The sequence below is a fragment of the Pleomorphomonas carboxyditropha genome (assembly GCF_002770725.1).
Taxonomy (GTDB): Bacteria; Pseudomonadota; Alphaproteobacteria; order Rhizobiales; family Pleomorphomonadaceae; genus Pleomorphomonas; species Pleomorphomonas carboxyditropha.
This window is the reverse complement of record NZ_NQVN01000017.1, coordinates 1-24127: the sequence shown is the minus strand read 5'-3', so window position 1 is coordinate 24127 and position 24127 is coordinate 1. Positions and strand designations below refer to the sequence as shown.

The following is a 24127-nucleotide window of genomic DNA, read 5'->3' as shown; positions in this document are numbered from 1 at the left end:
AACGACGCTGCCGAAGCGGCAGTAGTTCAACGGGAAGAATTCGATTGTCCACTCACGGGAAACTATACGTAAATCAGCAGAAAATCGCATGATTCTGCGATGGAGACCTTATTTTTCATATTGACGGAACTGATTGGATTCAGGTCATTAGAGTTAATGGGCGCGACTGCCGGTAGGCCGATTGCAGGGCTGCCACATGGTCGGTCCTAAAGCGCTTTCGCCATCTTGCGGGCGTTCCGGAGGCCACGGAATCGCTTGCAGGATATCGCCGAAAGACCGGAGCGTCCTCAAACTGGCGGCGGACAATGGATACATTCACTCGCATGCGTACTTTCGTGGAGGTCGTCGAAGCGGGCGGATTCTCCGCGGCCGCACGAAAGCTCGGCCGGTCGAAGGCCCTGATCTCCAAATACGTCAAGGAACTCGAGGACGAGTTGGGCGCCCGCCTGATGAATCGCACGACGCGGCGCCTGGCGCTCACCGAACTGGGACAGGCCTATTTCCGCGATGCCGGTGAAATCCTTCAAAGGGTCGACGATCTTCAGGACATGGTGCGCGAACGCCACGGCGAGCCCACCGGCCTGTTGCGCGTCGCCGCCCCGCGCACTTTCGGCGATTCGATGCTCGGCAAGGCGATCATGGATTTCGTGGCGGCCAATCCCGCCATCCGCCTCGACCTCCGGCTCGACGACCGCTTCGTCGACCTGATCGACGAGGGCTTCGACTGCGCCATCCGCGTCAGCGAGCTCTCCGATTCGAGCCTGATCGCCCGCAAGCTTGCCGACTATCGTTTCGCCACCGTCGTCCGCCCCGACGTCGCCGCCGTGCACGGCCTGCCGGACACGCCCGACGACCTGACGCGGCTTCCCTGCATCATCGATTCCAATCTCCGCAACCGCTTCAACTGGCGCTACCTGGTCAACGGCACCCGGCAGACGGTGCCGGTGTCCGGCCGCGTCGAGGTGAACTCGCCGTCGGCGGTGCGCCTCGCCGTGCTGGCCGGCCTCGGCTTCGGCTCGGTGCCCTACAAGATGGTGGAGGACGATGTCGCCGCCGGCCGGCTCAGGATCGTGCTGCCCGACTTCGAGCTGGGCGCGGCCAGCATCTACGTCGTCTACCCGCACCGCCGGCACCTCTCCGCCAAGATCCGCGCCTTCGTCGACTTCATGGCCGACTGGTTCCAGAAGAACGGCGACGAATGCGGCACCGGCCCGACCAGCCCGGCGGCGGAGACGGCCGAGCCGCATTGACATCGTGCCGCCTTGTTTGGCAGCGATGTGTCGCCGGAGGCGCTGACCGCCGCCGCCACGGGGTGACGCTGTTGACCAAGAGGACGATCTTTTTCGCCGCCATGCTCGTCGGCGCCTTCGGTGCGGCCGCGCCCGTCCTTGCCCACCCGCATGTCTGGGTGGACGCCAAGGCCGAGTTGGTGTTCGACGGCAAGGGCGAAATCACCGCCGTCCGCAACATCTGGCGCTTCGACGACGCCTATTCGGCCTTTGCCAGCCAGGGCCTCGACACCAACGGCGACGGCAAGCTCAGCACCGACGAACTGAAGCCGCTCGCCGACATCAACGTCGAATCGCTGAAGGACTACGCCTACTTCACGTTCATCACCGGGGCCGGCGGCGAGGACATCGACTTCGACAAGCCCACCGAATACTGGCTGCAGGACGACGGCGGCCACCTCATCCTGTTCTTCACCCTGCCGACCAAGGCGCCGGTGAAGGCCGCCGGCAAGATCCGGCTGGAGATCTACGATCCGACCTTCTTCGTCGCCTTCCGCATGATCGACGACAAGGATGGCCCGATCGTGCTCGACGGCGCCCCCGCCGCCTGCGCCGCCAAGGCGTTCCGGCCGCCCGACATGGACCCGGCCGCCGCCGCCGCGCTGGCCGCCGTGCCGGCCGACCAGCGCAACCTGCCGCCCGCGTTGCAGCTTCTGGCCGACGATCAGACCAACGGGGCCGATATCGCATGTCCCTGAACGCCCGCCGTCTCGGCCTCGCCGCCGTGCTCCTTCTCGCCGCCATGCCGGCCCTCGCCGGGACGGGCCCGTTCGGCGTCGGCCTGCCGGAGCCGGCCGCCACCGGCGGCGGCTTCCTTCCCGGGCTCTTTCGGCTGATCGCCGGCTGGCAGGCCGGGTTCTATCGCGACCTCACGGCAACGCTGTCGGCCATGAAGGCGAACGGCAGCGCCGGCCTGTGGCTGATGGCGCTCTCCTTCCTCTATGGCGTGCTGCACGCCGTCGGCCCCGGCCACGGCAAGGCCGTCATCTCCACCTATGTGCTGGCCAATCGCGAGACGGCCCGCAACGGCGCCCTCCTCGCCCTCGTCTCGGCGCTGGCCCAGGCGGTGACGGCCGTCGTCATGGTGGTGGTCGCCGCCGTGCTGCTCGGCGCCACCTCCATCGCCATGACGCGGGCGGCGGCGGCGCTGGAGACCGGATCCTTCGCGCTGATCGTCCTGCTCGGCCTCTGGCTGGTCTGGCGCAAGATCGTCCGTCCGGTCGGCGACTGGCTCGCCGAGCGCTATGCCCCCGTCGCCGTGACCGTGGGCGGCGCTCCGGCGGTGATGACGGCGAGCTTTTCCACCGCCCTCTCCCACGACGATTGCGGCCACGACCATCAGCGGCTCGGGCTGAAGCCGGCCCGCCATATCCATGACGACGGCTGCGGCCATCTGCACGCGCCGTCGCCGGAGGTCGCCGCCGGCCGCCTCGACTGGAAGAAGGCGTGGTCGGCGGTGGTCGCCGTCGGCCTCCGCCCCTGCACCGGCGCGCTGATCGTGCTGGTATTCGCCCTGAGCCAGGGCCTGTTCGCCGCCGGCATCGCCTCGGCCTTCGCCATGGCGCTCGGCACCGGCCTCACCGTCGCCGTGCTGACGCTCGCCGCCGTCACCACGCGCGGCCTCGCCGTCCGCCTCGCCGCCACCGGCGGCGGCGACACCGCCTACCGCCTGCACGCCGTCATCGAGGCGGGCGCGGCGGTCGTCGTGCTGCTGTTCGGCCTGTTGATGCTCGGCGCCTCGCTCTGGGGCTGAGGATTAGCGGCGGGCCGCCTCGGCGGCGATCGCCGCGCCGAACGCCTCGAGAATGGCCTTCGACGGACCGTCGGCCGCTCCCCAATATTCGGGATGCCACTGGACGCCCAGCGTGAAGCCCGGCGCCCCCTTCACCGACACCGCCTCGATGGTGCCGTCCGGCGCCGTCGCCTCGACGGCCAGACGGTCGGACAGGCGGGCCACCGCCTGCCGGTGCAGCGAGTTGACCTGAATTTCGCCCTCGACGATGCGTCCGAGGCAGCCGCCGGCGGCGATCGTCACGCCGTGGCGGATGGCGAACTTGCCGTCCATGTCGGCGACGTCGGGATGGCGGTGGTCCATGCGGCCGGGCAGCTCCTGCACGTCGGAGGCGAGCGAGCCGCCCAGCGCCACGTTGAGCTCCTGCAGGCCGCGGCAGATGCAGAGCAGCGGGATGCCGCGCTCGATGGTCCGCCGGATCAGCGGCAGGCTGGTGGCGTCGCGCACCTCGTCGTAAGGCCCCATCGCCTCGGTCGCCGCCACGCCGTAGTGCGACGGGTGGACGTTGGTCTTCGAGCCCGTCGCCACGACGCCGTCGACCCGGTCGAGAACGGCGTCGAGATCGAGGCGCGGCCCGAAGGCCGAGAGAATCACCGGCAGGCCGCCGGACACGTCGAGCACCGCCTCGAGATAGGTGGTGGGGGCTGAGTGCCAGGTGTAGCCGTCGAAGTCGCGGGCGTCGGAAGTGAAGAGGACGACGGGAGTGGTCATGAACGGATCCGAAGCGTTGGGAACCTGTCCTTGTTAACCGATCGGCCGGCCGAACGGGAGAGCAATCTTTGAGCCCGGAGGACGGCTGTCGCCGCCGGTGACGATTTCACGCAACTTTCGGAAAAGTTTGCAGGATTGAAGCATGAACTAATTGCGCCATGCCGAAATTTCCGTTTCTAATGCTGCCCGTGCCGCTTCCGCCTTCCGTCGGAAGCGAGCGCCGCTTTCGCGTTTCAACGATGCCGCCGCGCCATGCGGCGGCCAGGACATAAGGGGCAAGGGAGGATCGCATGGATCGTCGTCAGTTCATCAGGAAAGCCGGGCTCGTCTCCACCGGCGCCGCGGCGAGCGTGGGGACGCTCGCCATGCCGGCCATCGCGCAATCGCAGCCGGAGATCAAATGGCGCCTCGCCTCGAGCTTCCCGAAATCGACCGACGCCATCTTCGGCTCTTCCGAGCTGTTCGCCAAGACCGTCTCCGAGGCGACCGACGGCAAGTTCCAGATCCAGGTGTTCCCGGCCGGCGAGCTGGTGCCGGCGCTGCAGGTGCTCGACGCCGTGCAGAACGACACCGTCGAGATCACCCACACCGCCTCCTACTATTTCATCGGCAAGGACCTGACGTTTGCCATCGCCACCTCGCTGCCCTTCGGCCTCAACACCCGCCAGCAGCAGGCCTGGATCTACCAGGGCGGCGGCCTCGACCTGATGAACGACTTCCTCGCCAACTACAACGCGGTGATGCTGCTCGGCGGCAACACCGGCACGCAGATGGGCGGCTGGTTCCGCAACGAGATCAACACCGTCGCCGATCTTCAGGGCCTGAAGTTCCGCGTCGGCGGCGTCGGCGGCAGGGTGCTGTCCATGCTCGGCGTGGTGCCGCAGCAGATCCCGGCGCCCGACATCTACCCGGCGCTGGAGAAGGGCACCATCGACGCCACCGAGTGGGTCGGCCCCTATGACGACGAGCGGCTCGGCCTCTACCAGGTGGCGAAATACTACTATTACCCGAGCTTCTGGGAAGGCTCGTCGGCGCTGCAGTACATGATCAACAAGAAGAAGTGGGAAGAGCTGCCGACGGCCTACAAGGCCGTGCTGAGGGCGGCCGCCGCGCTCGCCAACGACGACATGACCGCCGCCTACGACGCCCGCAACTTCGCCGCCCTGAAGCGGCTGGTGGCGCAGGGCGTGCAGCTCCGGCCGTTCAGCCGCGAGATCCTCGACGCCGCCTACGACGCCACCTTCAAGCTCTACGAGGACGAAGCGGCGAAGAATCCGGCCTTCAAGAAGATCTACGAGCCGTGGATGCAGTTCCGCGCCGAAAGCTACCAGTGGTTCCGCGTCGCCGAATACAACTTCGACAGCTACGTCTACTCGCAGCAGGCCGCCGGCAAGTAATCGCCCGCCGTCTCATACGCCGCCCGGCCCCGACGGACCGGGCGGCTTTTCATGAGCCGAGCCCGTCCGCGGCGGCGTGGCGGGCAAGCGCCTGCCGCACGAGACGATCGACGACGTCGCGCATGGGCACGCCGCTCGCCGCCATGGCCAGCGGATACATGCTGATGTCGGTACAGCCGGGTATGGTGTTGAGCTCGTTGACGAGAAAGCGGCCATCGGCGGCCACGAAGAAATCCACCCGGGTCCAGCCATCGCAGCCGGTTGCCCGGAACGCGGCGCCGGCGGTATCGCGAAGCGTCCGTTCGAGGTCGGCCGGCAGGTCGGCCGGAACCTTCAGCTCGGCGCCGCCGGCATCGATATACTTGGCGTCGTAGCTGTAGAACCCATGCCGCGCCGCCGGCACGATCTCGCCCGGCCGGGAGACCGACAGCACGCCGTCGGCATCCTCCAGCACGGCGCATTCTATCTCGCGCCCGCCGACGAACTCTTCGGCCAGAAGCTTGCGGTCGTACTTGAACCCTTCGGCCAGCGCCGCCTGGAATTCCGCTTCGGTCGACACCTTGCTGACGCCGACCGAAGAGCCTTGCGACGCCGGCTTGACGAACAGCGGCAATCCCAGATGGCGCGCGAGCCCGTCGAAGGCGGGAACGGCATCGCGGCGGATCGCCACCCAGCGGGCGACCGGCAGCCCCGCTTCCCTGAGAAGGCGCTTGGCGACGTCCTTGTCGAGCGTGGTCGCCGACCCGAGAATGTCGCAGCCGACGAGCGGCAGCCGCGCCGCGCGGGCCACCCCCTGCAGCGAGCCGTCCTCGCCGTTCTGGCCGTGCAGCACCGGGAACATCAGGTCGACGGACGGCAGATCGTAGGCGGCCCCGGCGTCGGGCAGAGCGACCAGCCGGCCGCCGCCGCCCGGAACCAGCGTCAGCCGCGCGCCGGCCTCCGGCCGGGCGAGTCTGCCGCCGTCGAAGGAGCTCAGCCGCCAGGCGCCCTGCCGGTCGATATAGATCGGAACGGCTTCGTAGCGCACGGGGTCGATCGCCCGCATGACGTTTTCGGCCGACATCACCGACACCTCGTGCTCGGCGGATCGGCCGCCGAACAGCACGGCAATGCGGGGCTTGATGGTTTCGGAAACGGTCACGGCGACCTCTCGGAACGGCGGCACGCGGGGCGTGGCGCACTACAGGCTGACGGCGATGCCGCGGTTGGCGAAGAATCCGTCGAACACGCCGGGCAGCAGCTCGACGTCGGCCTGGGTGGCCGGCGCGTGGCCCGACGGATTGTTGAAGCGGATGGTCTCGGCCGTCGCGGCGGTGACCAGCACGAGATGTCCGCCCTTCGACGACGGTTCGCGTTCCGGCCACCGGATGCCCGGATTGACCGAGGCGATGAAGAAATCCCACTCGTCGAGGACCGATGGCAGCGCCGCCGTCGCCACTCCGGTCTTGACCTCGGCCCGGAGGCCGAACCGCTGCTCGACGAAGCTGACGAACGGCGCATAGATGAGGCCCCTGATGGATGCCTCGGCCTCGTTGACGACATAGCCGCCGTAGGCGGCGCAGGCCTTGGCGAGATCGAGCGTCGGATGATCCTCGCCGCGCGCGCCGAGAATCATCTTGAGGCAGGCCATGCCGCAGAGATTGTTGGCCCAGCGGGCGTATTCCCCGACGCTGGCGGCGCCCGATCGCTGCCAGAGCGGATCGCCGAGCAGCGCCCTCTCGCCCTCGGCGACGACGGCCGACGTCAACCCGGCGCTTTCCCACTGACTGAAATAGGGAACCCTGATCCGGCGGCTGTTCGGCATGTCTGATCGATCCCAGGGGCAGCCGCGCAAAAGAAGGACGGCACTGCAACCGTGGCGAGGCATTGTGGCGGAATTGCATGGCGGCGCGGCAACTTGCGGAAGCAACGCTGCCGGGTCGCCATCAGGGCGCCGCGCCGAAATCCGGCGCCGGTGCGCCGAAGGACGGAGCGGCCGGCGTGCCGAACGGACTGGCCCCGGCACCGCCCGGCGCGCCGAAGGACGGAGCGGCCGGCGTCGGCGCCATGATCTCGATCTTGACCTTGTCGAGATCCACCACCGGACGATCCGACTTGTAGTGCGTCACCATTCCCGGAAACAGGATGATGAAGGCCACCATCAAGACCTGGATGACGACGAAGGGAATGGCGCCCAGATAGATCTGCGACGAGGTGACCGGCGCCGTCTTCTGGCCGGAGATCTTGTCGACATACGGATGATTCGGCGCCACCGAGCGCAGGAAGAACAGCGCGAAGCCGAACGGCGGGTGCATGAAGGACGTCTGCATGTTGACGCCCAGGAGCACGCCGAACCACACCAGGTCGATGCCGAGCTTGTCGGCGACCGGCGCCAGCAGCGGGATGATGATGAAGGCCAGCTCGAAATAATCGAGGAAGAAGGCGAGGAAGAACACCAGGATGTTGACGACGATGAGGAAGCCGACCTCGCCGCCCGGCAGGCCGGCCAACAGGCTCTCCACCCAGAGATGGCCGTTGATGCCGTAGAAGGTCAGCGAGAAGACGCGGGCGCCCAACAGCACGAACATGCAGAAGGCCGAGAGCTTGGCCGTCTGCTCCAGCGCCTGCACCACCATACGGAACGTCAGGCGGCGGTTGAAGATGGCCAGCAGCAGCGCCCCCACCGCGCCCATGGCGCCGCCCTCGGTCGGCGTGGCGACGCCGATGAAGATGGTGCCGAGCACCAGGAACACCAGCACCAGCGGCGGCACCAGCGACGTCAGCACCTTGGCGAGGAGACGCCAGCCGCGCAGCGTCCGCGCCTCCGGCGGCAGGGCCGGCACCCATTGGGGCCGCACCATGGAGACGACGAACACGAACAGCGCGTAGAGGGCGGTCAGGAGCAGGCTCGGGTAGAGCGCGCCCGCGTACATGTCGCCCACCGACCGGCCGAGCTGGTCGGCCAGCACGATCAGCACCAGGCTCGGCGGGATGATCTGGGCGAGCGTGCCGGAGGCGGCGATGACGCCCGAGGCGACGCGCCGGTCGTAGCCGTAGCGCAGCATGATCGGCAGCGAGATCAGCCCCATGGCGATCACCGACGCCGCCACGACGCCGGTGGTGGCGGCGAGCAGCGCGCCGACGAAGATCACCGCGTAGGCGAGACCGCCGCGGATCGGGCCGAACAGCTGGCCGATGGTGTCGAGCAGGTCCTCGGCCATGCCGGAGCGCTCCAGCACCAGGCCCATGAAGGTGAAGAACGGAATGGCGAGCAGCGTGTCGTTGCTCATCACCGACCAGACGCGGTCGGGAATCGCCTGGAACAGGTTGGGCGACAGCAGACCGAGCTCGATGCCGATCAGGCCGAAGCCGAAACCGCAGGCGGCGAGCGCGAAGGCGACGGGGTAGCCGACCAGCAGGAACAGCAGCATCGAGCCGAACATGATCGGCGCGAGATTGGCGACGAGGAAGGCGGTCATGGCAGGCGATCCTCGTCCGATCAGTTATGGGAAGCGTGAGCCGGCGACGGGTCCGGTCCGTCGCCCGTCAGGAAGGCGATGCGCTTGACGATCTCGCTCACCCCCTGCAGGCCGAGCAGCGAGAAGCCCACGGGGATCAGCACCCAGGCCGGCCACAGCGGCAGGCCGCCGGCGCTCGACGACACTTCGCCGGAAAGGACCTTGGACACCACCTGCGGCCAGCTCAGCCAGATGGCGGCGACGGTGAACGGCATCAGGAACAACAGCGTGCCGAGGATGTCGATGATGACCTGCGTCCGGCGGCTCAAATGCGAGGCGACGATGTCGATCCGCACATGCTCGCCCTTGAGCAGCGTATAGCCGGCGCACAGCAGGAACACCGCCGAGAACAGATACCACTGCCCCTCGAGCAGCGAATTGGCGGAGTAGTTGAAGAGCTTGCGGACGATGGCATTGCCCGCCGACAGCAGGATGGCCGCCAGCACCAGCCAGCGGGCGAAATAATTGACGCCGACGTTCAGCGCGTCGATCGCCGCGCATACCCTGAGCAAGCCTCGCATCGTCTTCCCCCGGCGGGATGGCCGCCTCCTCCCCCGGGCGGCGATCGTCATCCTGCCGACCCGACCCGCTTTTCCCGCGGAGGCCGGGCTTCAATAGCTCATTTTCGGCAAGAAACACAAGCAAACCGCAGGGAATACGCAATACCCATATGGTCTTGGCGGATTTTCTCCGCTTCCCTTCGTCTGTTGCCTGCTTTGGCCGGAGGTCTCGCGCGCCGCGCCGCTTTCGGCTAGAAATCCTCTAAACTCTTGGATTGAATCGAGCCGAAATGCCGCTGCTGCCCCATCATCCCGCCGTTCCCCATGGCAAGGTCGGCGTCCTCCTCGTCAACCTCGGCACGCCCGACGGCACCGATCGCCGCTCGATGCGCCGCTATCTCGAGGAGTTCCTGACCGACCGGCGGGTGATCGAGACGCCGCGCCTCAAGTGGTATCCCGTCCTCTACGGCATCATCCTCAACACGCGGCCGCAGAAGAAGGGCCGCGACTACGCCACCATCTGGAACCGCGAACGCGACGAAAGCCCGCTGCGCACCTACACGCGCTCGCAGGCGGAAAAGCTCTCGGCCCACCTCGGGGACGGCGTCGTCGTCGACTGGGCGATGCGCTACGGCAATCCGTCGATCGCCAGCCGCCTCGACGCGCTGCAGGCGGCGGGCTGCGAGCGCATCCTTGTCTACCCGCTCTATCCGCAATATGCCGCCGCCACGACCGCCACCGTCAACGACAAGGCCTTCGAGCATCTTCTCACCAGACGCTGGCAGCCGGCGCTGCGCACCGTGCCGCCCTATCACGACGATCCCGTCTATATCGACGCCCTCGCCCGCTCGGCCGAGGCGCATCTCGCGACGCTGTCCTTCGAGCCGGAGGTGGTGCTCGCCTCCTTCCACGGCATACCCAAAAGCTATTTCGAGAAGGGCGATCCCTATTACTGCCATTGCCAGAAGACGGCGCGGCTGTTGCGCCAGCGGCTCGGCTGGGACGAGGAGCGCCTGCGCGTCACCTTCCAGTCGCGCTTCGGGCCGGAGGAATGGCTCCAGCCCTACACCGACAAGACCGTCGAGGCGCTGGCACGTTCGGGCGTCAAGTCGCTGGCCGTCATGACGCCGGGCTTCGTCGCCGACTGCCTGGAGACCATCGAGGAGATCGGCGTCGAGAACGCCGACATCTTCCGCCACAACGGCGGCGTCGACTTCGCCCGCATACCCTGCCTCAACGACGGCGACGACGGCATGGCGGTCATCGAGCACGTGGTGCGCCGCGAGCTTCAGGGCTGGATTTGATTATCGGCGGCACGGTTTTTCGAGCCTTGCCCAAGTCCACCGCGCCGCGTCGCCATCCCGCTCTCGTCTATTACCCGGCTTTTCCCGTAGGCCGGAGGTCGAACCTCGGCATTTCCCACAGGGCTGCGACTGGAAAACTTCCCGCCGGCATGCTCTAATGTCTGAAGGGTTCGGCATGGAAGGCACAGGCGCCGCCGTTTTACCCGGTATTTGTATTCCCGTTGACCTGCAAGACGCGGAGATCTTCCGGCACCAGGGGTGCCGCCACAGGAGAGGTTTGAATGAATTCATGGCCCGTGCATGGCACGATCACCGGTCCCATCGTCATGATCGGTTTTGGCTCCATTGGACGCGGTACGCTGCCGCTCATCGAACGGCACCTTGAATTCGACCGATCGCGCTTCGTCGTCATCGACCCCAGCGATGCCGGAAGAGACATCCTCGCCTATCATGGCATCCGCTACATCCAGGCAAAGATCACCCCCGACAACTATCGCGACATCCTGACGCCGCTGCTCACCGCCGGTGGCGGCCAGGGCTTCTGCGTCAATCTGTCGGTCGACACCGGCTCGCTCGACATCCTGAAGCTCTGCCGCGAGATCGGGGCGCTCTATATCGACACCGTCGCCGAACCCTGGGAAGGCTTCTACTTCGACAAGGACATCGATCCGGCCCATCGCACCAATTACTGGCTGCGCGAGGCGGTGCGGGCCGAAAAGCGCAACAATCCCGGCGGCACCACCGCCGTCTCCTGCTGCGGCGCCAATCCCGGCATGGTCTCCTGGTTCGTCAAGGTGGCGCTCGAGAACCTCGCCCACGACATGGAGATCGCCTACGCGCCGCCCAAAAGCCGCCAGGACTGGGCGCGGCTGATGCAGGCCGTCGGCGTCAAGGGCATCCACATCGCCGAGCGCGACACCCAGCGCACGCTGATTCCCCACTCGATGGACGTCTTCCGCAACACCTGGTCGGTGGACGGCTTCGTGTCGGAAGGCCTGCAGCCGGCCGAGCTCGGCTGGGGCACCAGCGAGACCTGGGAGCCCGACACCGCCCGCCATCACGACGGCGGCTGCCAGGCGGCGATCTATCTGCTCCAGCCCGGCGCCAACACCCGCGTCCGCACCTGGTGCCCGACGCCGGGGCCGCAGTTCGGCTTCCTGGTCACCCACAACGAGGCGATCTCGATCGCCGACTACTACACGGTCGGCGAAGGCGCCCATCCCGAATACCGGCCGACCTGCCACTACGCCTACCACCCGGCCAACATCGCCGTGCTCTCGCTGCACGAGATGTTCGGCCAGGGCGGCCAGGTGCAGCCGGCGACCGAGGTGCTGTCCGAGGACAAGATCATCGACGGCGCCGACGAGCTCGGCGTGCTGCTCTACGGCCACGGCAGGAACGCCTACTGGTACGGCTCGCAACTGACCATCGAGGAAGCGCGCAAGCTCGCGCCCTACCAGAACGCCACCGGCCTCCAGGTCACCTCGGCGGTGCTGGCCGGCATGGTCTGGGCGCTGGAAAATCCCCAGGCCGGCATCGTCGAGACCGACGAGATGGACCACGCCCGCTGCCTCGAGGTGCAGATGCCCTATCTCGGACCGGTGAAAGGCTACTACACCGACTGGACGCCGCTCGCCGGCCGTCCCGGCTTCTTCCCCGAGGATATCGACGAGGACAACCCCTGGAGCTTCCGCAACATCCTGGTGCGCTGATCGCCCCGGCTGTATTTCTACGTATAATATAGTATGGTCAACCTGACCGGCGTTTCGCCGGCAGGGAGACCATTGTGAGCAATTCCATTTCGCTTCTGTTCTTTCGCACCGCCGCCGTCCTGCTGATCGTCGGCATGTTCTTCGGCATCTACATGTCGGCGAGCGGCAACCACGCCGCGGCGGGCGCCCACGCCCATCTCAACCTGATCGGCTTCGTGGTGATGTCGGTCTACGGCATCTTCTTTGCGCTCAACCCGCGCAAAAGCACCGGCCGCCTGCCGAAGATCCTCTGGGGACTCAACACCATCGCCGCCGTGGTGATGTTCCCCTCGCTGGTGTTTCTGCTCAACGGCCACCCCAGCTTCGAGCCGCTCGTCGCCGCCGCGTCCTTCCTGGCACTGGGCGGCGCCATCCTGTTCGCGGTGCTGCTGTTCCTGCCCGTGGTGGCGTGATCACCCCTTCCAGAGCAGCGTGTCCCGATCGCCGGGAATGTCGAGTTCGGCGGGGAAGTCGGGGAAGACGAAGCGCTTGCCCGCCTTCTCGAAGGTGACGAGGCCGGCGGTTCGGTCGCGCGCCACGATATGCTCGCGCCGGACCTTGCCGACCGGGCTGTCGAGGGTGAAGCGGACGGCGTTGATCCAGCTCGGCGTCGTGGCGGTCAGCTCGTCCTGCAAGGCGAAAAAGCGGTCGAGCGTCACCCGGAACGGCGCCGAGTGGCGGATCGGCTCCGGCACGTAGACGGACAGCGTGCGCACCCGGCGATCGTCGAGCGCCTCGATCAGCCGCGCCAGCACGTCGCGATGATCGTTGACGCCCCTGAGCAGCGGAAAATGGTTGTAGAGGCGGATGCGGTGGCGATCGAGCCGGTCGAGCACCGCGGCCACCTCGCCGCAGACCTCGTAAGGGTGGGCGAAGTGCAGCACCAGCCGCACGCCCGCTTCGGCCAGGAGATCGAGCTTCCGGTCGTCGCCGAACACCTTCGGCGCAAAGGCCGGCGTGCGCGTATGCAGGCGGATCGACCGGATGGTCGGCACGGCACGGATGCCGGCGAGCACCAGCGCAAGATCGCGCGTCGACAGCGTCAGCGGATCGCCGCCCGACAGCACCACTTCGGACACCTCCGGTCGCGCGCCGAGATAGCCGGTCAGCCTCGCCACCTCAGCGGCAAGCCCCGTGAGGTCGCCGCCCTCGGCGTGGGCGTCGGTCAGCACGTCCTGCCGGAAGCAATACTGGCAATGGCCGGCGCAGATCGAGGTCGGCATGAACAACACGCGGTCGGCGTATTTGTGGATGATCGCCTGCGAGCCGGGCACCGGCATGTTGGAACGGTCGTCGACCCAGTCCGGCACCTCGCCGCCGGCCGGCGCGCCGAAGCGCTCGCGCGTCGGCCGCACCATGCGGTGAAGCGGCCCCTCGGTGTGGCCGAGCGCCGCCGCTTCCTCGTCGAGCTTGCGCTGGTAGAAGGCCGGCACCTTGATCGGCAGCAGACGCTCGCGGGCGGCGAGCGCCGCGTAGGCGGCGTCGAGGTCACGCTGTTCGCCGGGCGTGGTGCGGACGGGATGATGAAGGGATCGAAGGGCGGTCATCAGCGCGTCAGGTCGATCAGGCCGGCGGCGCCGCTTTCGCAGCCGAAGGCCAGCTCCAGGCCGTTGCCGCTCCAGGCGAGCGCCGATATCGGCGAGCCGTTCGGCTTGGCGAGCAGCACCTCCTCGCGGTCGGCGAAGCGGCTGAGCAGGATCATGCCGTCGTCATGGCCGAGCGCGGCGATCTCCTCGGCGGGATGGCAGGCGACGCGGGTCACCAGTTCCTGGCGGCCGCCGAGTTCCAGCGGCCGCTGGCCCATCGGCCCGTCCTTGTGGAAGAACGGCCACAGCACCGAGACGCCGGCGCCGGAGGTGGCGAGGTAGCGCCCCTTCGCCGACCAGGACATCGACTTCACCTTGGCCGGATAGCCGGACATGCGCATGTGCTGGCCGTCGCGCAGGCGCCAGCCGTGCAGCGCCATCTCCTGCATGGAGGTGACGACGTTGGCGCCGTCCGGCGACAGCGTCACCGCGATGTGCGAGCCCTTCCATTCGAGCTCCTGCACCGGCGCGGCGGTGCCGGGGAACCACAGGCCGACGCCGTTGTAGCCGGAGATGGCGAGCCGCAGCCCCTTGGGGAAGAAGGCGAGGCCGAGGGCGGCGCGCGGCCGTTCCAGCTCGTGCGTCTTGCCGGTGCCGTCGACCACCACCACCGTGCGGCCGGAGGCGAAGGCAACGGCGCCGCCCGGCCCGGCGGCGATCACGTCGATCCACTTGCGGCCCCGCTCGGCGACCAGCGCGCTCGTGCCGTCGGCGGTGGTGCGCATCACCTTGCCGTCGTCGCCACCGGTAATGATCGACTTGCCGTCGGCGGCCAGCGCGGATGCCAGTATGCCGCCGGCATGCGGCTTCACCACCCGGCCGGCCGTACCGAGCGCGACGGCGCCGTCGCCGGTGACGAAGACCGGCACGCCGGCGACGTAATGGACGTCGACGACATAGCCGGAAAGCGGAAGCGGGGTGACCTCGGGCACGATGGCGGCTCCGGAGCGATGTTAGGAATGGTACGACGGGAGTGCGTCATCCGGCCGGCAAATGCAAGAGCGGCGGTCGCTATGAAGCCGCAAAGCGGCTTCCGGCGCCAAGCGGCGCCCGCGCGGAGCGCGAAAGCCAAGGGCCGGAGGCCCGCCGGCGATTGAGGCAGAACAAACCAGAAGCCGCAAAGCGGCTTCCTGCGCCAAGCGGCGCTGCGCGAAGCGAGTCCTTCGAGACACGAAGCGTCTCGAAGGACGGAAGCGGAGCGGAAGCCAAGGGCCGGAGGGCCCGCCGGCGACTGAGGCTGAATTCAAACAACCGCCGCCTTGAAGGCGGCTTCCAGCTCGGCGCGGTCGAGCTTGCGGCCGATGAAGACGAGGCGGCTCTCGCGCGGCTCGCCCGGTTTCCAGTCGCGCTGCAGATCGCCCTCGACGATCATGTGCACGCCCTGCACCACATAGCGCTTCGGCTCGTTGGGGAAGGCGAGGATACCCTTGAGGCGCAGGATGTTCGGCCCCTGCGTCTGGGTGATCTCCGAGATCCAGCCGAGGATCTTGTCGGGATTGAGCTCGCCGCCCTTGAGCGACACCGACGCCACCTCGGTGTCGTGGTGCGTCTCGTGGCCGTGGTGGTGGTGATCGTGGTCGTGATGGTGATGGTCGTGGTCGCAATCCGGACCGCAGACGTGATCATGGTCGTGGTCGTGCTCGTCGGCGTCGAGGAAGCTCGGGTCGAGCTCCAGCACCCGGTCGAGGTCGAAGGCGCCGCGATCGAGAATGGCGTCGAGCGCCACGCCCGAGCGGGTGGCGCGGTGGATCTTGGCGTAGGGGTTGAGCTGGTGGAGCGTCGTCTCCACCTCGCGCAGCTCTTCCGGCGTGACGAGGTCGGTCTTGTTGAGGACGATGACGTCGGCGAACGCCACCTGGTCCTCCGCCTCCGGCGCGTCGCCGAGCCGGTCGAGGAAGAACTTGGCGTCGACCAGTGTCACCACGGCGTCGAGGCGGGCGAACTTCCTCACTTCCTCGTCCATGAAGAAGGTCTGGGCGACAGGCACCGGATCGGCGATGCCGGTGGTCTCCACCAGGATGGCATCGAAGCTGCCGCGCCGCTTGGCGAGATTCTCGACGACGCGGATCAGGTCGCCGCGCACGGTGCAGCAGATGCAGCCGTTGTTCATCTCGAACACTTCCTCGTCGGTGTCCACCACGAGGTCGTTGTCGATGCCGATCTCGCCGAACTCGTTGACGATGACCGCATAACGCTTGCCGTGATCCTCGGTCAGGATGCGGTTGAGCAGCGTCGTCTTGCCGGCGCCGAGGTAGCCGGTGAGGACGGTGACGGGAATGGACAGGGCGGCGGCCGGAGCGGACATGCGCATCTCCACGGATGAGAGGACCGCTGTCCTAGCACGCCCTTCTGACGGACGCACGACAAAGGCGGACGGCGGCTCACGGAAAAATCTTCGGCCCCTAAATAAGTGTCATAGTTCCATGTGAAAAGGGGATCACTCAAAGGTGTAGAGCGGCGACCGGTGAGACCGGCGCCGGCAAGGGAGACGAAGCGGCATGAGCTTCAACCATCGCAAGAGCGTCACCCACCGTCTGGTGCAGGCGGCCCGCGTCCATCGCACGCGCGCCGCGGTCCACCTCGGCCGCATCGGCCTGCATCCGGGCCAGGAGGCGGTGCTGAAGGCGCTGGCCGATCGCGACGGCCAGTCGATGTCGGAGCTGGCCGCCGAGCTGGCCGTGCAGCCGCCGACCGTCACCAAGATGATCTCCCGCCTCGGCGCGCAGGGGTTGCTCACCCGCCAGACCTCCAGCGCCGACGGACGTCTCGCCCGCGTCTTCCTGACCGACGCCGGCCGCGAGCGGGCCGGCGCCGTCGATGCCGTCTGGAAGCGCGTCGAGAAGGAAGCGCTGGCCGGCCTCGACGAGAAGGACCGCAAGCGCCTCAAGAAGCTGCTGCGCCAGATCGAAAAGAACCTCATGCCGGCCGGCGTCGCCGCCAATGCCGACGATGACGACGAGGAGACGCCCGACGCCGTCGCCAAGCCCGTCGTCCCGATACCGCACGACGAGGCCGAAGAGGGCGCCACGGACTGAGTCGCCGGCGGCGCGGATTTGCCATTTAGGTCGCCGCGGCGATGCCAGATGGATGCAAATGTCGGAGTCGGGCTGCCGGCGTCGCGAACCGGCTTACATCCGCCGCGGCAATACTTTAGTATGACTTTGAATCGATCCGGCGGCGGAATCCGCGCCGGTGCCCGTCCTGTCATGCGTCAGCGAAACCCCGAATGTCCTCTTCCGGGCCAATCCCGCCCCCGTCCCAGCCGTCCGCCTCGCCTGCCCGCGTACCCCTCAAGGCACTGATCCTGCTGTTCGGCGCGACGATCGTCTTCGCCTGCCTCGACACGACGGCCAAGGCGGCGAGCTACTATTTGCCGGTGATCGAGGTTTCCTGGTTCCGCTACGTCATCAATCTCCTGATGGCGATGGCCGTGCTGAACCCATTGTCCTCGCCCGGTGCCTGGCGATTCGAATGCCCGGGCCTGCAGATCGTGCGGGCGCTGCTCCTGACGGTGATGACGCTCGCCAACTTCAGCGCCCTCCACTACCTGCAGGTGGCCGAGACGACGGCGATCGGCTTCCTGTCGCCGATGGTGATCACGCTGCTGTCGGTGGTCTTCCTCCACGAGAAGATCGGCATCCGCCGCGTCGTCGCCATCATCGTCAGCTTCCTCGGCGTCCTGCTGATCACCCAGCCGGGCCTCGGCACCTTTCATCCGGCCATGCTGCTGGCGCTCGCCTCGATGCTGTCCGGCGCCGTCTACTATCTGGTCACCCGCCATCTCGCCACGCGGGTCGATCCGGGCTCGCTGGTCATCTCGCTCGCCGCCGTGCCGAGCCTGCTGCTGATCCCGCCGCTCCTGGTGGTCTGGCAGACGCCGTCGTCGCCGCTCGTCTGGGGCCTCTTGATCTTCATGGGCGCCGCCGGCGGCTTCGGCCACTTCCTGATGATGAGCGCCCATCGCTTCGCGACGGCCGCCAGCCTCGCCCCCTACACCTACGTCCAGCTCATCTGGACCATCATCACCGGCTATCTCGTCTTCGCCGACCTGCCGTCGATCTGGACGCTCGTCGGCGCCGGCGTCGTCATCGCCTCGGGCCTCTACCTCCTGCACAGGGAGCGCGTCGTGCGGGCGCGCGAAACGGCCGCCGCGCGCACCTGACGGCGCAGACCGCCGGCGACCGGCTGCGTACGTAGGCAATTCAGTTGACGCCGCCCGCCCTTATGCTTCATGTGATCGATTGAGAAGGCAGAAAACAGGACCGTCGATGACCACCAGCAAACGGGAAGACCTCCGCCGATTCCGCCGCCGCCGCGTGACGCTGAGCCAGCTCGCCGCGCAGCTCGAGGTGTCGACCGCGACGGTCTCCCTGGCGCTGCGCGACAACCCGGCGGTGTCGGCCGAGACGCGCAAGCGCGTGCAGGCGCTGGCCCTCGAGATGGGCTACATCTACAACCGGCAGGCCGCCTCGCTCAGGACCGCCCGCACCGACATCGTCGGCGTGGTGGTGCACGACGTGCTCAATCCCTATTTCGCCGAGGTGTTCCGCGCCGTCGAGAGCGAGCTCGAGACATACGGGCTGACCATCCTCATCTGCAATCACCGCGACAGCATCGAGCGCCAGCGCAATTTCGTCCAGGTGCTGCAGCAGCAGAACGCCGACGGCCTGGTGCTCTGCCCCTCGGTCGGCACCACCGTCGCCGACATCGACGCCATCATGCGTACCGGCACGCCGGTGACGCTGGTCTGCCGCGACATCGACGGCGCCAATGCCCCGAGCGTGCGCGGCGACGACCGTCACGGCATGTACGAGATCACCCGCCTGCTGATCGGCAAGGGGCACAAGGACATCGCCTTCGTCGGCGGGCTGCGCTCCACCTCGTCGGGCCGCGACCGCTACGCCGGCTTCCGCGAGGCGATGACCGAGGCCGGCCTGACGCCGGTGCTCGACGTTCCCGAGCTGATGACGCAGGGCGACGGCCGCAAGGCGGCCGAGATCATCGCCGGCCATTCGCCGCGCCCCTCCGCCGTCGTCTGCTTCAACGACGTGCTGGCCTTCGGCCTGATGAGCAGCTTCGCCCGCCTCGGCATCCGCCCTGGCGTCGATATCGCCGTCACCGGCTATGACGACGTCGACGGCTCCGAAACCTGGGCGCCGGCGCTCACCACCGTCGAGAACGGCTCCGAGGAAATCGGCCGGGAAGCGGCGCGCGCCATCTACGCGCTGATCGTCGGCGAGGAACCGCCGTTCGAGCATAAACTCATAGCTCCGCATCTGGTCATTCGGGAATCGAGTGGCTGAGCCGATGGTTTTCTGCCATACCACCCCGGAATGGCAGGACGCACGCGGGCGCTTTCTCCGGTGATCCTGCCGCCGTCTTCCGGCTGGCGCACAAACGCATTCATCTGCAATGTCAATGCGCTGGCGATCGCCGACGAAAAAGGATCCGCCATGTTCGACACAGCCGCCCTTCTCGCCGTTCTCCGCCGCGCGCCGGTGGTCCCGGTGCTGATCATCGACCGCCTCGAGGACGCCGTGCCGCTCGGCACCGCGCTGGTCAAGGGCGGCCTGCCGGCGCTGGAAGTGACGTTGCGCACGCCGGCGGCGCTCGAAGCCATCCGGGCGATGAGCGCCATCCCCGGCGGCGTGGTCGGCGCCGGCACCGTGCTCGACCGCGCCCAGGCCAAGGCCGCCGTCGAGGCCGGCGCCAAGTTCCTGGTCAGCCCCGGCGCCACGCCCGACCTGCTCGACGCGGCGGTCGAGCTCGGCGTGCCGCTGCTGCCGGGCGTCGCCACGGCGTCGGAGGCGATGGTCGCCCGCGACAAGGGCTACCGCATCGTCAAGTTCTTCCCGGCCGGCCCGGCCGGCGGCCCGAAATACCTGCAGGCGCTGGCCTCGCCGCTCGGCGAGATGGTGTTCTGCCCGACCGGCGGCGTCAGCCTCGACAACGCGCCCGACTATCTGAAGCTGAAGAACGTCGTCTGCGTCGGCGGTTCCTGGGTGGCGCCGGCCGATGCCGTCAGGAACGGCGACTGGGCGCGCATCGAGCAACTGGCGAGGGAAGCGGCGGCGCTCGCCGCCTGAACGTTCGCAAGGCTGAGCATTTCCATCGCCGATCGGGCCGAACCGGCCCGATCGGCGAAATTGTTCTTGCTCAGGCGCGGGCCTGCACGGGGAGCATGTTGACCAGCCCCGACGACTCGATCTGCGCCGGCAGCATGGCGCGGGAGAACAGGTAGCCCTGGCCGAAATCGACGCCGAAATGCCGGAGCATGTCGCGCTGGGCCGTCGTCTCGACGCCCTCGGCGATCACCGGAATGCCGAGGTCGTGGGCGAGCGCGGTGATGCCGCGCACGATGGAGCGGCTCTCGCGCTCCTCGGTCAGCGTCGCCACGAAGGAGCGGTCGATCTTCAGGAGGTCGACCGGGAAATCCTTGAGGTGGCTCAACGAGGCATAGCCGGTGCCGAAGTCGTCGAGGGCGATCTTGATGCCCTTGTCGGCCAGTTGCGACAGCGTCGTCTGCACCTCGTCGGCCACCTTGGACAGCAGCACGTTCTCGGTCACCTCGACCATCAGCGCCGCCGGCGGCACGCCGAATTCGTCGAGCGCGGCGGTCAGGCAGTCGCAGAGGTCGCCGCGCCGGAACTGCGGCGTGGCGACGTTGATCGCCACATGGTCGAAGACGATGCCCCTGGCGCGCCAGTCGGCCGCCTGCCGCACCGCTTCGCGGATGACCATGTCGCCGATGGCGAGGCCGAGCTGCGGATCGTCGAGCGCGATGCCGAAGAAACCGGGGCTGGCGATGAAGCCGTCCGGCCGGTGCCAGCGCAATAGCGCCTCGAAGCCGGCCAGCACGCCGGTGCGCAGCGAATACTTGGGCTGGTAATGCAGGCGCAGGTCGCCGCGGTCGATGGCCTGGCGGATCGCCCTCAGGATGGAATGGCGCAGCTCGATCGCCTCGCGCATCGCCCGGTCGAACAGCACGAAGCGGTTTCGCCCCTCGCCCTTGGCCTCGTAGAGGGCGATGTCGGCGTCCTTGAACAACTGGTCGGCCGGCGTGCCCGACGGCGCGCGGGCGATGCCGACCGAGATGGTCACCGGAATGGCCTCGGCGTCGTAGGCGATCGGCTCCTGCAGGCCGCGCATCATCTGCTCGCCGATGGCGGTCAGCTCGTCCTCGCCGCCGCAATCGGGCATCAAAAGCGCGAACTCGTCGCCGCCGAGCCGGGCGACGATGCCGAGCTCGCCGACCGCCTCGCGCAGCCGCCGTCCCACTTCGGCCAGCAGCACGTCGCCGGCGTGATGGCCGAGCGTGTCGTTGACCGACTTGAAGTGGTCGACATCGATCAGATAGAGGCCGATGGTGCGGGCCTGCGTGCGGAAGGTCAGCGCCCTGTCGAGCCGCTCCTGGAACACGGCCCGGTTGAGAAGACCGGTCACCATGTCATGAGTGGCGATGAAGTTGACTTCCTCCTCGGTGGCGCGCTGCAGCGTGGTGTCCTGCACCGTTCCGAGCAGGCGGACCACCTTGCCCCGCTGGACCTCCGCCTCGCAGACGCAGCGCGCCCAGCGCCGCCGTCCCGACGTGGTCGTCAGCGGAATTTCCGTCTCGAAGGATTCGCCGCGCGTCAGCACCCGGACGATCAGCCGCTTGACCTCGCCGGCCGCCTCCTCGCGGCAATAGTCGAGCAGCGTCGTCAGGTTGGGCGGCGCGACCGTCTCGTCGAGCTCCAGCAGGCGATAGATCTCGGCCGACCAGATCATCCGGTCGGCGACGACGTCATATTCCCAGCCGCCGATGCGGGCGAGGCGGGCGGTCTGCTCGAGGAGGCGCCGCTGCTTGCCGATCTCCCACTTCTGGGCGGCGATCTCGGCGTCCTTCTTGGCGCGGGTGATCTGATCGAGCTCGCGCTCGATGCGGATGCGGCGGAGATGCAGCCGGTCGATGATGGCGTGCGTCAGGCGCAGGAGATTGTCGATATCGGCGGCCGAGACCGTCCGCGGCTCGCCGAACATCAGCACCACGGCGCCGATGGAAAGGCCCTTCTTCACCTCGATGGGCACGCCGACGGCCGAGCGAAAGCCGTTGTCCCCCTGGACGAGCGGATGGTCGCGGAACAGCGGCTCGTTGGCCATATCCTCGAACACCACCACCTCGCCGGCGAGCACCGCCTGCTCGCTGACCGAGCTCGATCGCGGCAGGGTATCGACATGCCGGCCGGCCGACGCCTTGCACCACGAACGATCGGTATCCTGAAAGGTGATGACCGCGACATCGGCGCCGAGCAGGCTGCGCGCGAGCTCGCAGAGGCCGTCGAACTCGGGCTCGGACGGCGTATCCAGAATGCGGTAGCGATAGAGCTCGCGCAGCCGCTTCTTCTCGATTGCGCCCGATCTGTTCATCGCCCTCGTCACTCCCCGGCCCAGCAGAATCGCCGCAGCCGTCCCCGCGGGCGGAGAGTTTGGAAGGTGATCGTTTCCAAAACCTGAAGGACAACCAACTAAAAACGAATCATCCGCACAAAACGACGGCCGCCGGGAAAACCGGCGGCCGCACAACTAATCATTTGTAAAGATCGGGATCAGAGCGCGCCCGGCAGCGACAGCCGCCCGACGCCGCGCGCGACCGCCACGGCCAGCACGATCTTCAGCGCATCGCCCAGAACGAACGGCAGGAAGCCGTAGGCGACGGCGTTGTCGGCGCCGATCAGCCAGGCGAGGAAGGCAACGCCGAGGGCCATCAGCACCGCTTCGCCGGCGACGGCGGCCGCGAAGGTGCCCCAGAGCCGGCCGGCCGTACGCTCGGCGATCAGGCCAGCGACGAAGGCGGCGCCGACGAAGCCGACGAGATAGCCGGCGGTGGACGGCTTGACGAGCAGCGTCGCGATATTGCCGGCACCGGACAGCACCGGCAGGCCGATCGCCGCTTCCCCGAGATAGACGAGAACGGCCGCGGCGCCGAGGCGGGCACCGAACAGCAGGCCGACCAGCAGCACGGCGAAGGTCTGCATGGTCATCGGCACCGGGAAGAACGGCACCTCGATCTGCGACGCAGCGGCGATCAGCAGCGAGCCGAACACGACGGCCGTCACCTTGACGGCGCGATTCGAGCTGGCAAGCGAGCGGGTGAAGGCGGTGGACGGCTGGTTCAGAGTGCTCAAGTCTCGGTCCTTTCCGGCGTGCGGCGCAGCCTTGCCGATCGCGACATCGCGGCCGGCAGGGCGCAGCGGCTTTCCTGCGGACAAAAACATCTGGCCGGCGCCGCGTCAAGATGAACAGGCCGCGATCGCTAGGCGATATTGCGTAGAAGGCGAGAGCTGCCGCGGCAGCGTTTCCTTCGTTCCGGTGGCGTCCGGCGACCGCCCGGACCATTCCCGGTGAAACGGGCTCACGGGACATGGTCCGGCTCCCTGCTTCGGCGCAATTCCCCGCGCGAAGCCGCGATACACTTTTGTCGGAATGGCCCTAGTTGTCTGTTGCGAACGCCTCGCATAGTCTCGGCTCCGTCGGCGTCGCGACGCTCTCGCCGGCTGCGGCGGGACGGTTCGGGCATGCGACAGGCCTACATGATCATCGGCTGCCTGATGGTGGCCATCGGAGCGATCGGCGTCGTCCTGCCGCTGTTGCCGACGACGCCCTTCCTGCTGATCGCCGCCGGCTGCTTCGCCCGTTCCTCGCCGCGCCTCGAAGCCTGGCTTCTGTCGCATCGGCGGTTCGGTCCGCTTCTCGCCGCCTGGCGCGAGCGCGGCGCCATTCCGCGCTCCGGCAAGCTCCTGTCGACGGCCGGCATGACGCTCGGCTTCTACGCCTTCTACAAGGGCAGCCATCCCGGCCCGCTCCTGATGCTGGTCGTGGCCGCGGTCTTCGTGCTGATCGGGTTTTATGTCTGGTCACGGCCGGAGTGAGCGGCGGGTAGGCAGCACTTAAGCCGGGGCAAGGCGTTTTATATTTGCCTTTTGCGCTTTTCTGGCTGAGGTCCCACGCCTTCGCGTAGGATGACAGATCTATAGTTCTGTCCGCATATATCGGTCGCCTCGTCCTCGACGTCAGGGGAAGGACGACCACCTATGGTTCTATTCGCATATATCGATCTGTCATCCTATGCGCAGGCATAGGACCTCGGGCAGGATGCGGCGAGTGGCGGTTATAGGTCTTTCCGCTTCAATGGGATGGGGATTGCCTGTTTCTGCATAGCAAAAAGCCCTCGGAGATTACTCTCGGAGGGCTTTTGTGTGTTGTGTTGTGTGGTTTTGCGAAGAGGTTGTCGTGTGATGTTGTTTGTTTGGTTTGATCTTGT

22 protein-coding genes are annotated in these 24127 nt (G+C 67.5%); 12 read left to right on the top strand and 10 right to left on the bottom strand.

What is annotated here, in order from left to right:
• Nucleotides 1-305 precede the first annotated feature (305 nt).
• From CJ014_RS19760 to CJ014_RS19750, 3 genes are all read left to right on the top strand, one after another.
• On the top strand, nt 306-1250 hold the full coding sequence (locus CJ014_RS19760) for a LysR family transcriptional regulator (protein WP_100082223.1): 945 nt from the start codon (nt 306-308) through the stop codon (nt 1248-1250).
• Nucleotides 1251-1321: 71 nt separating this feature from the next.
• Nucleotides 1322-1987 carry a DUF1007 family protein gene (locus CJ014_RS19755; RefSeq protein WP_165790920.1) on the top strand — a complete coding sequence of 222 codons (666 nt, stop codon included), beginning with the start codon at nt 1322-1324 and terminating at the stop codon, nt 1985-1987.
• A complete protein-coding gene (locus CJ014_RS19750) occupies nt 1978-3042 on the top strand; it encodes a nickel/cobalt transporter (protein WP_100082221.1) in 1065 nt (354 codons plus the stop codon). The genes CJ014_RS19755 and CJ014_RS19750 overlap by 10 nt, the downstream gene beginning before the upstream one ends.
• A 3-nt stretch (nt 3043-3045) precedes the next feature.
• On the opposite strand, the gene CJ014_RS19745 is transcribed toward CJ014_RS19750, so the two are convergent.
• On the bottom strand, nt 3046-3792 hold the full coding sequence (locus CJ014_RS19745; RefSeq protein ID WP_100082220.1) for a gamma-glutamyl-gamma-aminobutyrate hydrolase family protein: 747 nt from the start codon (nt 3790-3792) through the stop codon (nt 3046-3048).
• Between the two features lie 290 nt (nt 3793-4082).
• Here CJ014_RS19745 and CJ014_RS19740 point away from each other — a divergent pair, with 290 nt between their 5' ends.
• A complete protein-coding gene (locus tag CJ014_RS19740; protein ID WP_100082219.1) occupies nt 4083-5189 on the top strand; it encodes a TRAP transporter substrate-binding protein in 1107 nt (368 codons plus the stop codon).
• A gap of 49 nt (nt 5190-5238) precedes the next feature.
• Here CJ014_RS19740 and CJ014_RS19735 read toward each other — a convergent pair whose 3' ends face one another.
• From CJ014_RS19735 to CJ014_RS19720, 4 genes are all read right to left on the bottom strand, one after another.
• Nucleotides 5239-6330, bottom strand: a complete 1092-nt coding sequence (locus CJ014_RS19735; RefSeq protein WP_100082218.1) for a D-alanine--D-alanine ligase family protein — start codon at nt 6328-6330, stop codon at nt 5239-5241.
• A 39-nt stretch (nt 6331-6369) separates the two neighbouring features.
• The gene (locus CJ014_RS19730) at nt 6370-6993 is read right to left on the bottom strand and encodes a C39 family peptidase (RefSeq protein WP_100082217.1); all 624 of its coding nucleotides are present in this window, start codon (nt 6991-6993) and stop codon (nt 6370-6372) included.
• A 121-nt stretch (nt 6994-7114) separates the two neighbouring features.
• Nucleotides 7115-8647 (bottom strand): TRAP transporter large permease, encoded by a 1533-nt coding sequence (locus CJ014_RS19725; RefSeq protein ID WP_100082216.1) that lies wholly within the window; start codon nt 8645-8647, stop codon nt 7115-7117.
• 20 nt (nt 8648-8667) lie between these two features.
• On the bottom strand, nt 8668-9207 hold the full coding sequence (locus CJ014_RS19720; RefSeq protein ID WP_100082215.1) for a TRAP transporter small permease subunit: 540 nt from the start codon (nt 9205-9207) through the stop codon (nt 8668-8670).
• Nucleotides 9208-9476: 269 nt separating this feature from the next.
• Between CJ014_RS19720 and hemH the strand changes: the two genes are divergently transcribed.
• The 3 genes from hemH (at nt 9477) to CJ014_RS19705 (ending at nt 12654) form a co-directional block, all read left to right on the top strand.
• Complete coding sequence (gene hemH / locus CJ014_RS19715) at nt 9477-10490, top strand: ferrochelatase (protein ID WP_100082214.1); 1014 nt, start codon at nt 9477-9479, stop codon at nt 10488-10490.
• Nucleotides 10491-10771: 281 nt separating this feature from the next.
• Nucleotides 10772-12202 carry a homospermidine synthase gene (locus tag CJ014_RS19710; RefSeq protein WP_100082213.1) on the top strand — a complete coding sequence of 477 codons (1431 nt, stop codon included), beginning with the start codon at nt 10772-10774 and terminating at the stop codon, nt 12200-12202.
• A gap of 74 nt (nt 12203-12276) precedes the next feature.
• Nucleotides 12277-12654 carry a hypothetical protein gene (locus CJ014_RS19705; protein ID WP_100082212.1) on the top strand — a complete coding sequence of 126 codons (378 nt, stop codon included), beginning with the start codon at nt 12277-12279 and terminating at the stop codon, nt 12652-12654.
• Here the strand turns inward: CJ014_RS19705 and CJ014_RS19700 are convergent, their stop codons facing one another.
• From CJ014_RS19700 to CJ014_RS19690, 3 genes are all read right to left on the bottom strand, one after another.
• Entirely contained in the window at nt 12655-13788 is a 1134-nt protein-coding gene (locus tag CJ014_RS19700; protein WP_100082211.1) for a radical SAM protein, read from the bottom strand.
• Nucleotides 13788-14759, bottom strand: coding sequence for a WD40 repeat domain-containing protein (locus CJ014_RS19695; RefSeq protein ID WP_100082210.1), 972 nt, complete (start codon nt 14757-14759; stop codon nt 13788-13790). The genes CJ014_RS19700 and CJ014_RS19695 overlap by 1 nt, the downstream gene beginning before the upstream one ends.
• A 311-nt stretch (nt 14760-15070) precedes the next feature.
• Complete coding sequence (locus tag CJ014_RS19690; protein WP_425351935.1) at nt 15071-16138, bottom strand: CobW family GTP-binding protein; 1068 nt, start codon at nt 16136-16138, stop codon at nt 15071-15073.
• Between the two features lie 187 nt (nt 16139-16325).
• On the opposite strand from CJ014_RS19690, the gene CJ014_RS19685 reads away from it, so the two are divergent.
• From CJ014_RS19685 to eda, 4 genes are all read left to right on the top strand, one after another.
• Entirely contained in the window at nt 16326-16862 is a 537-nt protein-coding gene (locus CJ014_RS19685; protein ID WP_100082208.1) for a MarR family winged helix-turn-helix transcriptional regulator, read from the top strand.
• A gap of 191 nt (nt 16863-17053) precedes the next feature.
• Complete coding sequence (locus CJ014_RS19680; RefSeq protein WP_100082207.1) at nt 17054-17989, top strand: DMT family transporter; 936 nt, start codon at nt 17054-17056, stop codon at nt 17987-17989.
• Nucleotides 17990-18095: 106 nt separating this feature from the next.
• A complete protein-coding gene (locus CJ014_RS19675; RefSeq protein WP_100082206.1) occupies nt 18096-19130 on the top strand; it encodes a LacI family DNA-binding transcriptional regulator in 1035 nt (344 codons plus the stop codon).
• A 150-nt stretch (nt 19131-19280) separates the two neighbouring features.
• The gene (gene eda, locus CJ014_RS19670) at nt 19281-19913 is read left to right on the top strand and encodes a bifunctional 4-hydroxy-2-oxoglutarate aldolase/2-dehydro-3-deoxy-phosphogluconate aldolase (protein WP_100082303.1); all 633 of its coding nucleotides are present in this window, start codon (nt 19281-19283) and stop codon (nt 19911-19913) included.
• Nucleotides 19914-19983: 70 nt separating this feature from the next.
• Here eda and CJ014_RS19665 read toward each other — a convergent pair whose 3' ends face one another.
• Both CJ014_RS19665 and CJ014_RS19660 read right to left on the bottom strand, forming a co-directional pair.
• A complete protein-coding gene (locus CJ014_RS19665; RefSeq protein ID WP_100082205.1) occupies nt 19984-22233 on the bottom strand; it encodes a putative bifunctional diguanylate cyclase/phosphodiesterase in 2250 nt (749 codons plus the stop codon).
• 179 nt (nt 22234-22412) lie between these two features.
• A complete protein-coding gene (locus CJ014_RS19660; protein ID WP_207765817.1) occupies nt 22413-22991 on the bottom strand; it encodes a biotin transporter BioY in 579 nt (192 codons plus the stop codon).
• Nucleotides 22992-23381: 390 nt separating this feature from the next.
• Here CJ014_RS19660 and CJ014_RS19655 point away from each other — a divergent pair, with 390 nt between their 5' ends.
• The gene (locus CJ014_RS19655) at nt 23382-23735 is read left to right on the top strand and encodes a YbaN family protein (RefSeq protein ID WP_100082203.1); all 354 of its coding nucleotides are present in this window, start codon (nt 23382-23384) and stop codon (nt 23733-23735) included.
• The last annotated feature ends 392 nt before the right edge of the window (nt 23736-24127 follow it).

Coding starts and splice junctions, on each gene's coding strand:
- CJ014_RS19760 (WP_100082223.1), top strand. CDS start 306: ATGGATACATTCACTCGCATGCGTACTTTCGTGGAGGTCGTCGAAGCG.
- CJ014_RS19750 (WP_100082221.1), top strand. CDS start 1,978: ATGTCCCTGAACGCCCGCCGTCTCGGCCTCGCCGCCGTGCTCCTTCTC.
- CJ014_RS19745 (WP_100082220.1), bottom strand. CDS start 3,792: ATGACCACTCCCGTCGTCCTCTTCACTTCCGACGCCCGCGACTTCGAC.
- CJ014_RS19740 (WP_100082219.1), top strand. CDS start 4,083: ATGGATCGTCGTCAGTTCATCAGGAAAGCCGGGCTCGTCTCCACCGGC.
- CJ014_RS19730 (WP_100082217.1), bottom strand. CDS start 6,993: ATGCCGAACAGCCGCCGGATCAGGGTTCCCTATTTCAGTCAGTGGGAA.
- CJ014_RS19725 (WP_100082216.1), bottom strand. CDS start 8,647: ATGACCGCCTTCCTCGTCGCCAATCTCGCGCCGATCATGTTCGGCTCG.
- CJ014_RS19720 (WP_100082215.1), bottom strand. CDS start 9,207: ATGCGAGGCTTGCTCAGGGTATGCGCGGCGATCGACGCGCTGAACGTC.
- hemH (WP_100082214.1), top strand. CDS start 9,477: ATGCCGCTGCTGCCCCATCATCCCGCCGTTCCCCATGGCAAGGTCGGC.
- CJ014_RS19710 (WP_100082213.1), top strand. CDS start 10,772: ATGAATTCATGGCCCGTGCATGGCACGATCACCGGTCCCATCGTCATG.
- CJ014_RS19700 (WP_100082211.1), bottom strand. CDS start 13,788: ATGACCGCCCTTCGATCCCTTCATCATCCCGTCCGCACCACGCCCGGC.
- CJ014_RS19690 (WP_425351935.1), bottom strand. CDS start 16,138: ATGCGCATGTCCGCTCCGGCCGCCGCCCTGTCCATTCCCGTCACCGTC.
- CJ014_RS19685 (WP_100082208.1), top strand. CDS start 16,326: ATGAGCTTCAACCATCGCAAGAGCGTCACCCACCGTCTGGTGCAGGCG.
- CJ014_RS19680 (WP_100082207.1), top strand. CDS start 17,054: ATGTCCTCTTCCGGGCCAATCCCGCCCCCGTCCCAGCCGTCCGCCTCG.
- CJ014_RS19675 (WP_100082206.1), top strand. CDS start 18,096: ATGACCACCAGCAAACGGGAAGACCTCCGCCGATTCCGCCGCCGCCGC.
- eda (WP_100082303.1), top strand. CDS start 19,281: ATGTTCGACACAGCCGCCCTTCTCGCCGTTCTCCGCCGCGCGCCGGTG.
- CJ014_RS19665 (WP_100082205.1), bottom strand. CDS start 22,233: ATGAACAGATCGGGCGCAATCGAGAAGAAGCGGCTGCGCGAGCTCTAT.
- CJ014_RS19655 (WP_100082203.1), top strand. CDS start 23,382: ATGCGACAGGCCTACATGATCATCGGCTGCCTGATGGTGGCCATCGGA.